Source organism: Vibrio sp. KUL80 (assembly GCF_059725495.1).
In genome coordinates this window covers 124,669-139,885 of sequence record NZ_AP045841.1, presented here as the reverse complement: position 1 = coordinate 139,885, position 15,217 = coordinate 124,669, and the positions used below count along the sequence as shown (strand labels likewise).

Here is a 15,217-nt window from a genome sequence, read left to right as displayed (position 1 = left end):
ATTTCGCTCTGCGATTACTCGTCAGAAGAGAAACCTGCGTTTAGTAGCGCAGCTAGGTTGTCCGTCGCTTGTTCAGCTGATGGACCTTCTTGAGCTTCGTCACGCTTAGCTTGACGGTCTTGGTGATACGCAAAACCCGTACCCGCTGGGATCAGACGACCCACGATAACGTTCTCTTTCAGACCACGTAGGTCATCACGCTTACCAGATACCGCTGCCTCTGTTAGTACGCGCGTCGTTTCTTGGAACGATGCTGCAGAGATGAACGATTCTGTTGCTAGCGATGCCTTAGTGATACCTAGTAGGTCACGCTCGAAACGTACAAGTTCTTTGCCTTCAGCTTCTAGCTGACGGTTTGCGATCTTAACGCTTGAGTATTCAACCTGCTCGCCTGGTAGGAACTCAGAGTCACCAGCATGAGTGATAGTACACTTACGTAGCATTTGACGAACGATAGTCTCGATGTGCTTATCGTTAATCTTTACACCCTGTAGACGGTATACTTCTTGAACTTCGTTCGCGATGTATTGAGTCACAGCGTGAATACCACGTAGACGTAGAATGTCATGCGGAGTTTCTGGACCATCAGCGATTACGTCACCACGCTCTACGCGCTCACCTTCGAACACGTTTAGCTGACGATGCTTAGGAATCATCTCTTCGTAGTTATCGCCACCATCACGAGTGATGATTAGACGACGCTTACCTTTCGTCTCTTTACCGAATGAAACGGTACCAGAGTGCTCAGCAAGGATTGCTGGCTCTTTTGGCTTACGAGCTTCGAATAGGTCCGCAACGCGAGGTAGACCACCGGTGATATCTTTGTTACCGCCAGATTTCTGTGGAATACGTGCTAGCGTATCACCCACGCCTACTTCTGCGCCATCTTCGATGTTCACGATCGCTTTACCAGGTAGGAAGTAAAGTGCTGGCATTTCAGTGCCTGCGATCATTACGTCGTTACCTTGCTCATCAACAAGTTTGATAGCTGGACGCATATCTTTACCTGCTGCTGGGCGAGCTGCCGCTTCTGTTACTTCGCTTGAAGATAGACCGGTTAGGTCATCTGTTTGACGAGAAACAGTTACGCCGTCGATCATGTCTACGAACTGGATGCGACCTGCTACTTCAGTGATGATTGGAAGCGTGTGCGCTTCCCAGTTCGCTACTGTTTCACCAGCTTGAACTGCATCGCCGTCACCTTTAGTCAGTAGTGAACCGTAAGGAAGTTTGTGCTTCTCTTTGGTACGACCGAACTCATCGATGATCGTCATTTCTGACGCACGAGAGGTGATAACCAGTTTCTTATCTTTGTTGATAACGAACTTAGCGTTGTGAAGTTTCACAGAACCTGTGTTCTTAGCTTGGATGCTGTTCTCTGCTGCTGCAGTAGATGCCGCACCACCGATGTGGAACGTACGCATCGTAAGCTGTGTACCCGGCTCACCGATAGACTGAGCAGCGATAACGCCCACTGCTTCACCTTGGTTCACTAGGTGACCACGTGCTAGGTCACGACCGTAACACTGTGCACAACAACCGAAGTCTGCATCACAGGTAACTACTGAGCGCACTTTCATGCTATCTACAGAGTTATCTTCCATGATCTGACACCACTTCTCATCAATCAGAGTATTACGTGGGATCAGAACTTCTTCAGTACCTGGCTTAAGAACGTCTTCAGCAACTACACGACCTAGCGCAAGCTCAGAAAGTGCAACTTTAACGTCACCACCTTCGATGTGCGGAGTCATTAGGATACCTTCGTGCGTACCACAGTCGTGCTCGTGAACTACTACGTCCTGAGCAACGTCTACTAGACGACGAGTTAGGTAACCCGAGTTCGCTGTTTTCAGTGCTGTATCCGCAAGACCCTTACGAGCACCGTGCGTTGAGATAAAGTACTGAAGTACGTTTAGACCTTCTTTAAAGTTCGCGGTGATTGGCGTCTCGATGATTGAACCATCTGGACGTGCCATCAGACCACGCATACCAGCAAGCTGACGAATCTGAGCTGCAGAACCACGAGCGCCCGAGTCAGCCATCATGTAGATGCTGTTGAACGACTCTTGTTGCTCTTCTTCACCGTCACGGTTGATAACCGTTTCAGATGATAGGTTGTCCATCATCGCTTTCGCTACGCGATCGTTGGTCGATGCCCAAATATCGATCACTTTGTTGTAGCGCTCACCCGCGGTTACAAGACCAGATTGGAACTGATCCTGAATTTCGCGAACTTCTTCTTCTGCCGATTCGATTTCGTCGTACTTCGCTTGAGGTACAACCATGTCATCGATACCAACAGATACACCTGAAAGTGCTGCGTAAGCAAAACCAGCGTACATAACTTGGTCAGCGAAGATTACAGTGTCTTTTAGACCCAGCTTACGGTAAGCCTCGTTCAGTAGGTTAGAGATTTGCTTCTTACCTAGCTTTTGGTTTACCAAGCTGAATGGAAGACCTGCTGGCACGATTTGCCATAGCATTGCACGACCGATAGTGGTATCAACCATCTTAGTCTCAGTTGTGCTGTTGCCGTCTTCGTCAACGACAGTTTCAGTGATACGTACTTTTACGCGAGCGTGTAGCTCTGCGCTCTTAGTACGGTATGCCTTCTCAGCCTCTTCAGGGCCAGCAAGGTACATACCTTCACCTTTCACGTTGATCTTGTCACGTGTCATGTAGTACAGACCCAATACAACGTCCTGAGAAGGTACGATGATCGGATCACCTGATGCTGGCGACAGAATGTTGTTTGTCGACATCATCAGAGTACGAGCTTCAAGCTGTGCTTCTAGAGTTAGAGGCACGTGAACCGCCATTTGGTCACCATCGAAGTCCGCGTTGTACGCCGCACACACTAGTGGGTGTAGCTGGATCGCTTTACCTTCGATTAGTACTGGTTCGAACGCCTGGATACCAAGACGGTGAAGTGTTGGTGCACGGTTCAATAGTACTGGGTGTTCGCGGATTACTTCGTCTAGGATATCCCAAACGATCGCTTCTTCGCGCTCTACCATCTTCTTAGCTGCTTTGATTGTCGTAGCCATGCCACGAGTTTCTAGCTTGCTGTAGATAAATGGTTTGAATAGCTCTAGTGCCATCTTCTTAGGAAGACCACACTGGTGCAGACGAAGGTATGGACCTACTGTGATTACAGAACGGCCAGAGTAGTCTACACGCTTACCTAGTAGGTTCTGACGGAAACGACCTTGTTTACCCTTGATCATATCAGCAAGAGATTTCAGAGGACGCTTGTTCGAACCTGTGATCGCACGACCGCGACGACCGTTGTCTAGAAGGGCATCAACAGACTCTTGCAGCATACGCTTTTCGTTACGTACGATGATGTCCGGAGCCGCTAGCTCTAGAAGACGCTTCAAACGGTTGTTACGGTTGATTACGCGACGGTATAGGTCGTTCAGATCAGACGTTGCGAAACGGCCGCCATCTAGTGGTACTAGAGGACGTAGATCTGGCGGAAGTACCGGAAGCACAGTTAGGATCATCCACTCAGGGTTGTTACCTGATTGAATAAACGCTTCAACTAGCTTCAGACGCTTAGTGATTTTCTTACGCTTAGTTTCTGAGTTTGTAGACTCAAGCTCTTCGCGCATCATCTCTGCTTCAGCGTGCATGTCCATAGTAGACAGCAGATCTTTGATCGCTTCTGCACCCATCTTAGCAGTGAACTCATCACCCCATTCTTCTAGACGATCAAGATACTCTTCTTCAGTAAGCATCTGTGATTTTTCTAGATCCGTCATACCCGGCTCTGTTACTACGTACATTTCGAAGTAAAGAACGCGCTCGATATCACGTAGTGGGATGTCCATTAGCAAACCGATACGAGATGGTAGCGATTTTAGGAACCAGATGTGAGCTACTGGAGACGCAAGCTCGATGTGGCCCATGCGGTCACGACGAACTTTAGTTTGTGTAACTTCTACACCACACTTCTCACAGATAACACCACGGTGCTTCAGACGCTTATATTTGCCACAAAGACATTCGTAGTCTTTAACTGGACCAAAGATACGCGCACAGAACAGACCATCGCGCTCAGGCTTGAACGTACGATAGTTGATAGTTTCTGGTTTTTTAACTTCACCAAAAGACCATGAACGAATCATGTCAGGTGAAGATAGACCGATTTTGATTGCATCAAATTCTTCGGTCTTATGCTGTGCTTTTAGAAAGTTTAATAAGTCTTTCACAATCAGCTCCTGTAAGGAGTTTAAAAAGGAACCCGCTAGGTCAGCAAACCTGTGCGAGCCCCTTTTCTACCAGATAATCCAGAGGGATTATTCGTCTTCTAGCTCGATGTTGATACCTAGCGAGCGGATCTCTTTCAACAGTACGTTGAACGATTCTGGCATGCCAGGTTCCATGCTGTGGTTACCATCGACGATGTTTTTGTACATCTTCGTACGGCCGTTAACGTCATCAGACTTAACCGTTAGCATTTCTTGAAGCGTATATGCAGCACCGTATGCTTCTAGTGCCCATACTTCCATCTCACCGAAACGCTGACCACCGAACTGAGCTTTACCACCAAGTGGTTGCTGAGTTACTAGGCTGTACGAACCAGTTGAACGAGCGTGCATCTTGTCATCAACAAGGTGGTTTAGTTTCAGCATGTACATGTAACCTACAGTTACAGGACGCTCAAACGCATCACCAGTACGACCGTCAAACAGAGTTAGCTGACCAGATTCTGGTAGGTCACCCAGTTTTAGAAGTTCTTTAATAGACTTCTCAGACGCACCGTCAAAGACAGGTGTAGCAATCGGTAGACCGCCACGTAGGTTCTTAACTAGAGTACGTACTTCGTCATCAGACAGTGATGCAATATCAACGTTCTGACGAGTACCACCTAGATCGTAAACCTTCTGCAGGAACTCGCGGAATTTCGCTAGCTCTTGCTGCTCTTTCACCATCTGGTTGATCTTGTCACCGATACCTTTCGCTGCCAGACCTAAGTGAACCTCAAGGATCTGACCGATGTTCATACGCGAAGGTACACCCAGTGGGTTAAGTACGATGTCTACAGGCTGACCTTTCTCATCGTAAGGCATGTCTTCAACAGGGTTGATCTTAGAGATTACACCCTTGTTACCGTGACGACCCGCCATCTTATCACCAGGCTGGATACGACGTTTAACCGCTAGGTAAACTTTAACAATCTTAAGAACGCCAGGCGCTAGATCATCACCTTGAGTGATCTTACGACGCTTAGTTTCAAACTTCTTATCGAAGTCTGCTTTAAGCTCGTCGTACTGCTCTGCAAGTTGCTCAAGCTGAGTTTGCATTGCATCGTCTTCTAGCGTTAGCTCTAGCCACTTCTTACGATCGATAGTATCTAGTTTAGCGTCAGAGTAACCACCTTGAAGTAGTACAGCTTTCACACGGTTTAGAAGGCCACCCTCAAGAATCTGGAATTCTTCAGTTAGGTCTTTCTTCGCTTCTTTCAGCTGCATTTGCTCAATTTCTAGAGCACGCTTGTCTTTCTCTACGCCATCGCGAGTGAAGACTTGAACGTCAATGATGGTACCTGAAATAGAGTTAGGTACACGTAGTGAAGTATCTTTAACGTCAGATGCTTTTTCACCGAAGATCGCACGTAGTAGCTTCTCTTCTGGAGTTAGCTGAGTTTCACCTTTAGGCGTTACTTTACCAACTAGGATGTCGCCACCCTTAACTTCAGCACCGATGTAAACGATACCTGACTCGTCTAGTTTAGACAGAGCAGACTCACCTACGTTTGGAATATCCGCTGTGATCTCTTCAGAGCCCAGCTTAGTATCACGTGCCACACAAGATAGTTCTTGGATGTGGATAGTCGTGAAGCGGTCTTCTTGAACTACGCGCTCAGATACTAAGATCGAGTCTTCGAAGTTGTAACCGTTCCAAGGCATGAACGCGATACGCATGTTTTGACCAAGCGCTAGCTCACCAAGGTCTGTTGAAGGACCATCAGCAAGAACGTCACCGCGTGCTACTGGCTCGCCAGGTAGTACGGTTGGGCGCTGGTTAATACAAGTGTTCTGGTTAGAACGCGTGTACTTAGTCAGGTTGTAGATATCGATACCTGCTTCGCCAGGGATCAGCTCGTCTTCGTTAACTTTGATAACGATACGAGACGCGTCTACAGACTGAACTGTACCGCCACGTTTAGCTACTGCTGTTACACCAGAGTCAACCGCTACGTTGCGCTCGATACCAGTACCAACTAGAGGCTTGTCAGCCTTAAGTGTTGGAACAGCCTGACGTTGCATGTTCGCACCCATCAATGCACGGTTCGCATCATCGTGTTCTAGGAACGGGATAAGCGATGCAGCGATAGATACTACTTGGTTTGTTGCAACGTCCATGTAGTTAACATGGTCGCGTGGGTGAAGACCAGATTCACCTTTTTGACGTGCTGTGATTAGCTCGTCAGCAAAAGAGCCTTCTTCTGTTAACGCAGCGTTAGCCTGTGCGATAACGAATTGGCCTTCTTCGATTGCTGATAGGTAATCAACTTCGTCAGTTACTACACCGTCAACAACGCGGCGGTACGGAGTTTCTAGGAAACCGTACTCGTTACAGCGCGCGAATGCTGATAGAGAGTTAATTAGACCGATGTTCGGACCTTCAGGCGTTTCGATAGGACATAGACGACCGTAGTGAGTCACGTGTACGTCACGTACTTCGAAGCCAGCACGCTCACGAGTTAGACCACCAGGACCCAATGCAGAAATACGACGCTTGTGCGTTACTTCTGAAAGCGGGTTGTTCTGGTCCATAAACTGAGATAGCTGTGAAGAACCGAAGAATTCTTTAACTGCCGCAGAGATAGGCTTCGCGTTGATTAGGTCTTGAGGCATGATTGCATCAAGGTCACCTAGGCTCAAACGCTCTTTCACTGCACGCTCAACACGTACAAGACCAACACGGAATTGGTTTTCAGCCATTTCACCTACAGAGCGGATACGACGGTTACCTAGGTGGTCGATATCATCGACTTCACCGATACCGTTACGGATCGCGATAAGCTTCTTCATCACTTCGATGATGTCAGTCTCATCCAGCGTACCCTGCTCTAGAGCATCTTCACGTAGAATAGAGCTGTTAAACTTCATACGACCAACAGTCGATAGGTCATAACGCTCTTCAGAGAAGAATAGGCTTTCGAATAGTGCTTCTGCAGCTTCTTTTGTTGGCGGCTCACCAGGGCGCATCATGCGGTAGATTTCTACCAATGCAGAGATGCGGTCTACCGTGCTGTCGACACGTAGAGTGTCAGACATGAACGGACCGTGGTCTAGATCGTTCGTAAATAGAACTTCTAGTTTCTTAACGCCTGCCTGAGATAGGTTCGCTAGTGCTTCTAGGCTGATCTCTTGGTTTGCACCAACGATGATCTCACCTGTCGCTTCATTGATGTAGTCTTGAGAAGCTACTTTACCTACGATGTACTCGACAGGCACTTCAATGAACTCAACGCCATCTTTTTCTAGTTGACGGATGTGACGAGCAGTAACGCGACGACCAGTCTCAACATAAGTTTTGCCGTTTGCTTCGATATCGAAAGAAGCAGTCTCACCACGTAGACGCTCAGGCACCAACTCCATAAGTAGAGTTTGGTCCTTAACTTCGAAGTTTACTTTTTCGAAGAAGATATCGAGGATTTCTTGCGTAGACTTACCTAGTGCACGAAGAATGATCGATGCTGGTAGTTTACGACGACGGTCGATACGAACGTACAGGTTATCTTTCGGGTCAAACTCGAAGTCGAGCCATGAACCACGGTAAGGAATAACACGTGCGTTATAAAGAACTTTACCTGAAGAGTGAGTCTTACCCTTATCGCTGTCGAAGAACACGCCTGGGCTTCGGTGCAGCTGGGATACGATAACCCTCTCGGTACCATTGATAACGAAGGTACCATTGTCTGTCATAAGCGGAATTTCGCCCATGTAGACTTCTTGTTCTTTAATGTCTTTTACGGTACCTGCTGGTGCGTCTTTATCAAAGATAACTAGACGTAGTTTTACGCGTAGTGGCTTTGAATACGTAACGCCACGAATTTGACATTCTTTAACATCAAATACTGGCTCACCAAGACGGTAGCTAACGTATTGCAGCTCAGAGTTGCCGTTATAGCTCTGAATTGGGAATACAGAACGAAACGCAGCTTCAAGTCCGTATTGACCCTCTGGATCCTGTTCGATGAATTTGTCGAACGAATCAAGCTGGATCGATAGCAGGTATGGAATGTCCAAAACTTGTGGACGAGTACCAAAGTCCTTACGGATGCGCTTTTTCTCGGTATAAGAGTAAACCATGGGGTTCCTCAGCTCGCTGATAAGTGACCCAAACTGCCCTTCCATCCTAGTTACTTAAGGTGGAGTATGGGGCAGTGACTAACAACTGTTTACTGTAGTGACGTTGGCTCTAGCGTCGAGACAACGTTTTTTGCTTGGTGCATAGACGCTTAAACAGCGGGAAAATTCATCTATGCCCTACAGCGCAAAAAGGCCGGTGGTCAATAAACCACCAGCCATTAGCCTATTCGGCTAAGAAATTAAGCAATAATTACTTAACTTCAACAGAAGCACCAGCTTCTTCTAGCTGAGCTTTAAGAGCTTCAGCTTCAGCTTTGTCAACGCCTTCTTTTAGAGGTGCTGGAGCTGAGTCTACAAGACCTTTAGCTTCTTTAAGGCCTAGACCTGTTGCGCCACGTACCGCTTTGATAACAGCAACTTTGTTACCGCCAGCAGCAGTTAGGATTACGTCGAATTCAGTTTGCTCAGCAGCAGCTTCGCCACCAGCAGCACCGCCAGCTACAACAGCAGCTGCAGCAGATACGCCGAATTTCTCTTCCATAGCTTCGATAAGCTCAACAACTTGCATTACAGACATTTCTGCAACTGCGTCTAGGATTTGCTCGTTAGTAATAGACATAACAATTCTCTTTTAAGTCAACAATAAGTTTATTTTGCAACCAGTAAAAAGCAAGCTGATTAAGCAGCTTCTTCTTGCTTCTGGTCGCGTAGTGCAGCGATAGTACGTACCAGCTTGCCTGCAGAAGCTTCTTTCATGCACATCATTAGGCGTGCAATAGCTTCGTCGTAAGTTGGTAGTGTCGCTAGTACTTCAGCATCAGTAACCGCGCCTTCAAATGCAGCAGCTTTGATCTCGAAATCTTTGTTCTCTTTAGCGAAGTCTTTGAAAAGACGCGCTGCAGCACCTGGGTGCTCGTTAGAGAACGCGATTAGAGTAGGACCAGTGAAAGTGTCAGTTAGACACTCATAGTCAGTACCCTGAACCGCACGGCGTGCTAGAGTGTTACGCACAACTTTCAGGTAAACGCCCGCTTCACGCGCTTGTTTACGTAGAGAAGTCATTGCGCCAACTTCAACGCCACGAGAGTCAGCTACAACTGCAGAAAGTGCACCACTGGCTGCTTCGTTGACTTCAGCAACAATTGCTTTTTTGTCTTGAAGGTTTAAAGCCATCTTGGATTTACTCCTGGTTGTTTTTACACCACCCGAAATCTTCGCGATTTTGGGAGTTCATACGGTGCTTTCCAGAAGAAAGATAAACGTTACGCTCAACTTCCTTTCTATCTGGCACCATCTACGTAGGTAGTATTAAGTTCTTTTCAGAACGCCTACGGTCTTGGATGGAGACTAAACTCACTAGGATTTCAGCCTCAACCACAAATTTTGATAGGCGCAAAATTATACAAGAATTTCGCGCCTATGCAAGCAATTAAGCTTGAGTGTTTAGTGTAGATTGATCTACAGAAACACCAGCACCCATAGTAGTAGAGATGCTTACTTTCTTCAGGAAAGTACCTTTCGCTGAAGACGGCTTCGCTTTCTTAAGCGCAACTAGTAGAGCTTCTAGGTTCTCTTGTAGTTGGTTAGCTTCGAAAGACACTTTACCGATGGTAGTGTGTACGATGCCGTTCTTGTCGTTACGGTAACGAACCTGACCAGCTTTAGCGTTCTTAACTGCTTCAGCAACGTTAGGAGTTACAGTACCAACTTTCGGGTTTGGCATAAGACCGCGAGGACCTAGGATAGTACCTAGTTGACCAACAACACGCATTGCATCTGGAGAAGCAACAACTACGTCGAAGTTCATTTCGCCTTTCTTAACTTGCTCAGCAAGATCTTCCATACCTACAATGTCTGCGCCAGCTTCTTTAGCTGCTTCAGCGTTTGCACCTTGAGTGAACACTGCAACGCGGATTTCGCGGCCAGTACCGTGAGGTAGTACAGTTGCACCACGTACGTTCTGGTCAGATTTACGAGCATCGATGCCTAGGTTAACAGCAACGTCTACAGACTCAACGAATTTAGCCGTTGCTAGTTCTTTAAGAAGAGCTACAGCTTCGTTGATTTCGTATTCTTTAGTTACGTCAACTTTTTCGCGGATTACGCGCATACGCTTAGTAAGTTTTGCCATGATCTTAACCCTCTACCACTAGGCCCATTGAACGAGCAGTACCCGCGATAGAACGCTTCATCGCTTCGATGTCAGCACCAGTCATATCAGCAGCTTTAGTTTCTGCGATTTCTTGGATTTGAGCGTCAGTTACTGTACCCACTTTTTCAGTGTTAGGACGACCTGAACCAGACTTAACGCCAGCAGCTTTCTTAAGAAGAACAGCAGCAGGTGGAGTCTTAGTTACGAACGTGAAAGAACGGTCGTTGTATACAGTGATTACTACTGGAGTCGGTAGACCTTTCTCAATAGATTCTGTTTTTGCGTTGAACGCTTTACAGAATTCCATGATGTTCACACCGTGTTGACCTAGAGCAGGACCAACCGGTGGACTTGGGTTTGCCATACCAGCTGCAACTTGCAGTTTGATATAAGCTTCAACTTTCTTAGCCATGATATTTCCTAATTTTGGGTTCAAGCGCTATCCGAATGGGAGAGCTCCCCGTGTTTTGAAAAAACTTTCTACAGTCGTTACTGTAAAAAGGCGCGAAATTATAAGCATAATTCGCGCCTTTAACAACCCTAAAATGGTGTTTTTTTATACTCTCGTTTTTATTGGCCTAAGCCTTTAAAAAATGAGTATTAATCAAGTTTATCAACTTGACCGAATTCAAGCTCAACTGGTGTTGCACGACCAAAGATCGATACAGACACTTTCAGGCGGCTCTTCTCGTAATCCACTTCTTCAACAGTACCGTTGAAGTCAGCAAACGGACCTTCGTTAACACGTACCACTTCGCCCGCTTCGAACATCGTTCTTGGACGTGGAGCTTCGCTAGCTTTCTCTAGACGATTCAGAATAGCATCAGCTTCTTTATCTGTGATAGGTGCTGGACGGTCAGAGGTTCCACCAATGAAGCCCATTACTCGTGGCACACTGCGTACAAGGTGCCAAGATTCGTCGTTCATGATCATTTGAACAAGAACGTAGCCTGGGAAGAACTTACGCTCGCTCTTGCGGCGTTGGCCAGAGCGCATTTCCACAACTTCTTCAGTCGGTACTAGCACTTCACCAAAGTACTCTTCCATTGCGTGCATTTTGATATGTTCGCGAAGAGACTGAGCCACACGTCCTTCAAAACCAGAAAAGGCTTGAACAACGTACCAGCGTTTTTTCGGAGCTTCACTCATGAATTAACACCCTCTATAACCCGGTTATGAACGCAACAAGACGGACCATAATGCCGTCGATACCCCATAACGCAAGCGCCATTACAATACTTACTGCAAGGACAATCAGCGTAGTCTGCATTGTTTCTTGGCGTGTAGGCCAAACCACTTTGCGAACTTCTACGCGTGCTTCACGTGCGAACGTGATAGCTGCCTTACCTTTTGTTGTTGTAGCTGCAACACCAAGTGCCGCGGCAATCAATACAACTACACCTGCAGCGCGAAGAACTACAGATAGCTCTCCGTACAGGTAATTACCCACAACAGCGGCGGCTAGCAGCGCAAAAGCGACGATCCACTTAATTACATCTGCTGCATTTGAGCTATCAGGAGTTTCAGCGTTTGCTTTCATAAAACCAACCTGTGACAAGTCTTAACTAGACGACAACAACCCCGCTGCTGCAGGGCTTATTCCTTTAATGTTGATAAAATTTGAGTCAAACCAACATATTATGCAAAGGCTCAGGTAGAAATCGCTTTCCAACTCAACCCTTATAAATCCTTTATTCATTCACTCTTTGAGCAGTCATTGAGTGAATTATGCGCCCCTATAAATAGTAGCGCAGAAAAAGGGCATCAAATGATGCCCTTTTTAGCATTGCTTAGTCAAATCTTATTCAAAGATTTTCCCAGAGCTTGCGACAATTCTAAGAATTAGTCGAAGATCTTAGCAACAACACCAGCACCTACTGTACGGCCACCTTCACGGATAGCGAAACGTAGGCCTTCATCCATTGCGATTGGAGCGATTAGCTCAACTTTCATTTGGATGTTGTCGCCAGGCATTACCATTTCTACGCCGTCTGGTAGAGAGATGTCACCAGTTACGTCAGTTGTACGGAAGTAGAACTGTGGACGGTAGCCTTTGAAGAACGGAGTATGACGGCCGCCTTCGTCTTTAGAAAGTACGTATACTTCAGACTCGAACTTAGTGTGTGGGTTGATTGAGCCAGGAGCTGCAAGAACTTGACCACGTTCAACTTCGTCACGCTTAGTACCACGTAGAAGTGCACCAACGTTCTCACCAGCACGACCTTCGTCAAGAAGCTTACGGAACATCTCAACACCAGTACAAGTAGTCGTTGTAGTCTCTTTGATACCTACGATTTCTACTTCGTCACCTACGCGTAGGATACCGCGCTCGATACGACCAGTTACAACAGTACCACGACCTTGGATCGAGAATACGTCTTCGATTGGTAGTAGGAACGGTTGGTCTACTGCACGCTCTGGCTCTGGGATGTAAGAGTCTAGTGCTTCAGCAAGCTCAACGATTTTGTCTTCCCACTGCTTCTCGCCGTTTAGAGCGCCTAGTGCAGAACCTTGGATAACTGGTAGGTCATCACCTGGGAATTCGTACTCAGATAGAAGTTCACGAACTTCCATTTCTACTAGCTCTAGAAGCTCTTCATCGTCAACCATGTCACATTTGTTCATGAATACGATGATGTATGGGATACCAACCTGACGGCCTAGTAGGATGTGCTCACGAGTCTGAGGCATTGGGCCGTCAGTTGCAGCAACAACTAGGATACCACCGTCCATCTGTGCAGCACCAGTGATCATGTTCTTAACATAATCCGCGTGTCCTGGACAGTCTACGTGTGCGTAGTGACGAGTTGGAGTGTCGTACTCAACGTGAGAAGTTGCGATTGTGATACCGCGCTCACGCTCTTCTGGAGCGTTATCGATAGATGCGAAGTCTTTCGCTTCACCGCCGTACACTTTTGCAAGAGTAGTACAGATTGCAGCTGTTAGAGTTGTTTTACCGTGGTCAACGTGGCCGATAGTACCAACGTTTACGTGCGGTTTCGTACGTTCAAATTTTTCTTTAGACATGAGTTGTCCCTCTAGGTACGGATTTAGGTGGCTTTGAAGACCACGCAACCAAAAAATCTTGGTAATAAAGCTTCTTTCAACCAATAAACATAGTTTAGGCGAAAGAAAGTATCAAAAGGAAAATTGCTTTGAGAGCTGGTGCTGATAGGCAGACTCGAACTGCCGACCTCATCCTTACCAAGGATGCGCTCTACCACCTGAGCTATATCAGCACTCTAAATGAGTTGGAGCGGGCAGCGGGAATCGAACCCGCATCATCAGCTTGGAAGGCTGAGGTAATAGCCATTATACGATGCCCGCAACACGTAACTCTGAGAGCTATTCCCTAAAGAATATGGTGGGGGGGGACGGATTCGAACCATCGAAGGCAGTGCCGGCAGATTTACAGTCTGCTCCCTTTGGCCACTCGGGAACCCCCCCAAATTTTACTTACCATTTTCGTCATCATTGCCCTAGGCAAAGTGAAAATGGTGCCGACTACCGGAATCGAACTGGTGACCTACTGATTACAAGTCAGTTGCTCTACCTACTGAGCTAAGTCGGCATAAGTGGAGCGCATTCTATTGAATGAATCTTGTGGATGCAACCGTTAAATTAAAAAAAAATCCGATTTTCACCACATTCTTTTTGTTTGACGACTTTTTGTACACATTTCGGGGAATTAGCGTGACCTGGTTGCATGAATTATTTGATTTATCGCTTGCTTCAGGTATGTTCAGCACTCAGTCACTTTAATCCATGGTTAGGTTACCTATGAGTCCCTTTATGTCATTCAGTCGAGAGCAATGGTCAGCGCTTCGTAACGCCGTACCGATGACACTCACAGAAGAAGACCTAAAAGAGCTTCAGGGCATCAATGAGAAACTAACCATGCAAGAAGCCACAGATGTTTACCTGCCGCTCTCTCGACTGCTTAACCTCTATGTCGCAGCAAGGCAGCGCCGCAATTCGGTACTCGGTGAGTTCCTCGGAAGCAGTGAGCACACCCCACCCTTTGTTATTGGTATTGCTGGTAGTGTCGCCGTTGGCAAAAGCACCACAGCGCGTCTACTCAAAGCGTTATTAAGCCGCTGGGATAACCACCCGAAAGTGGAACTCATCACCACTGACGGTTTTCTGTATCCCAACAAAACGCTATTGGAAAAAGGGCTGATGGGTAAAAAAGGTTTCCCTGAATCCTACGACATGCGCCGCTTGGTGCAGTTTGTCTCGGACGTTAAGGCATGTAAACGCAATGTCCAAGCCCCTGTCTACTCACACATTACTTACGATATTACCGAAGAGCAGAAAATCGTTGATCTACCGGATGTGCTGATCATTGAAGGGTTAAACGTATTGCAAAGTGGTATGGACTATCCGCACGACCCACATCGTGTGTTTATTTCTGACTTCTTGGATTTTTCTCTGTATGTGGATGCCGACAGTGAGCAAATTGAGCAGTGGTATGTAAACCGCTTTATGAAATTCCGTGAGGGTGCGTTCACTAAGCCAGGCTCTTACTTTAGCCACTACACCCAGCTCACTGAAGCCGAAGCGACCTCTAAGGCGAAATCTATTTGGGCTTCGATTAACGGCTTGAACCTAGAAGAAAACATCTTGCCGACGAAAGAGCGCGCGCAGTTGATTCTGCAAAAAGGTGCGGATCACAGCGTTGAGACGGTGTACCTAAGAAAATAGTTGTTAATTGGCATCGACGATTATGAGCCGA

At 46.8% G+C, this 15,217-nt stretch carries 10 protein-coding genes and 4 tRNA genes; 1 reads left to right on the top strand and 13 read right to left on the bottom strand.

Going from position 1 to position 15,217, the window contains the following annotated elements:
- Positions 1–14: 14 nt before the first annotated feature.
- The 13 genes from rpoC to AC6I8U_RS00595 all read right to left on the bottom strand — a co-directional run bounded on the left by rpoC (position 15) and on the right by AC6I8U_RS00595 (position 14,053).
- Complete coding sequence (gene rpoC / locus AC6I8U_RS00655; RefSeq protein WP_112478821.1) at positions 15–4,217, bottom strand: DNA-directed RNA polymerase subunit beta'; 4,203 nt, start codon at positions 4,215–4,217, stop codon at positions 15–17.
- 87 nt (positions 4,218–4,304) lie between these two features.
- On the bottom strand, positions 4,305–8,330 hold the full coding sequence (rpoB, locus tag AC6I8U_RS00650; RefSeq protein ID WP_234494969.1) for a DNA-directed RNA polymerase subunit beta: 4,026 nt from the start codon (positions 8,328–8,330) through the stop codon (positions 4,305–4,307).
- 250 nt (positions 8,331–8,580) lie between these two features.
- Positions 8,581–8,949, bottom strand: coding sequence for a 50S ribosomal protein L7/L12 (gene rplL, locus AC6I8U_RS00645; RefSeq protein ID WP_031493851.1), 369 nt, complete (start codon positions 8,947–8,949; stop codon positions 8,581–8,583).
- 59 nt (positions 8,950–9,008) lie between these two features.
- On the bottom strand, positions 9,009–9,503 hold the full coding sequence (rplJ, locus tag AC6I8U_RS00640) for a 50S ribosomal protein L10 (protein WP_128648005.1): 495 nt from the start codon (positions 9,501–9,503) through the stop codon (positions 9,009–9,011).
- Positions 9,504–9,759: 256 nt separating this feature from the next.
- Positions 9,760–10,461, bottom strand: a complete 702-nt coding sequence (rplA, locus tag AC6I8U_RS00635; protein WP_042503215.1) for a 50S ribosomal protein L1 — start codon at positions 10,459–10,461, stop codon at positions 9,760–9,762.
- A gap of 4 nt (positions 10,462–10,465) precedes the next feature.
- Complete coding sequence (rplK, locus tag AC6I8U_RS00630; RefSeq protein WP_008078231.1) at positions 10,466–10,894, bottom strand: 50S ribosomal protein L11; 429 nt, start codon at positions 10,892–10,894, stop codon at positions 10,466–10,468.
- A gap of 188 nt (positions 10,895–11,082) precedes the next feature.
- Positions 11,083–11,631: a transcription termination/antitermination protein NusG gene (gene nusG / locus AC6I8U_RS00625; RefSeq protein WP_042478970.1), complete on the bottom strand. Its 549-nt coding sequence runs from the start codon at positions 11,629–11,631 to the stop codon at positions 11,083–11,085.
- Positions 11,632–11,644: 13 nt separating this feature from the next.
- The gene (gene secE, locus AC6I8U_RS00620; RefSeq protein ID WP_042478967.1) at positions 11,645–12,022 is read right to left on the bottom strand and encodes a preprotein translocase subunit SecE; all 378 of its coding nucleotides are present in this window, start codon (positions 12,020–12,022) and stop codon (positions 11,645–11,647) included.
- Positions 12,023–12,324: 302 nt separating this feature from the next.
- On the bottom strand, positions 12,325–13,509 hold the full coding sequence (tuf, locus tag AC6I8U_RS00615; RefSeq protein WP_234494646.1) for an elongation factor Tu: 1,185 nt from the start codon (positions 13,507–13,509) through the stop codon (positions 12,325–12,327).
- 136 nt (positions 13,510–13,645) lie between these two features.
- A tRNA-Thr gene (locus AC6I8U_RS00610) sits at positions 13,646–13,721 on the bottom strand.
- A gap of 13 nt (positions 13,722–13,734) precedes the next feature.
- Positions 13,735–13,809, bottom strand: a tRNA-Gly gene (locus AC6I8U_RS00605).
- Between the two features lie 35 nt (positions 13,810–13,844).
- Positions 13,845–13,929 (bottom strand) — tRNA-Tyr (locus tag AC6I8U_RS00600).
- 48 nt (positions 13,930–13,977) lie between these two features.
- Positions 13,978–14,053: transfer RNA gene (locus AC6I8U_RS00595), tRNA-Thr, on the bottom strand.
- A 209-nt stretch (positions 14,054–14,262) separates the two neighbouring features.
- On the opposite strand from AC6I8U_RS00595, the gene coaA reads away from it, so the two are divergent.
- Positions 14,263–15,186: a type I pantothenate kinase gene (coaA, locus tag AC6I8U_RS00590; protein ID WP_394154662.1), complete on the top strand. Its 924-nt coding sequence runs from the start codon at positions 14,263–14,265 to the stop codon at positions 15,184–15,186.
- Positions 15,187–15,217 lie beyond the last annotated feature (31 nt).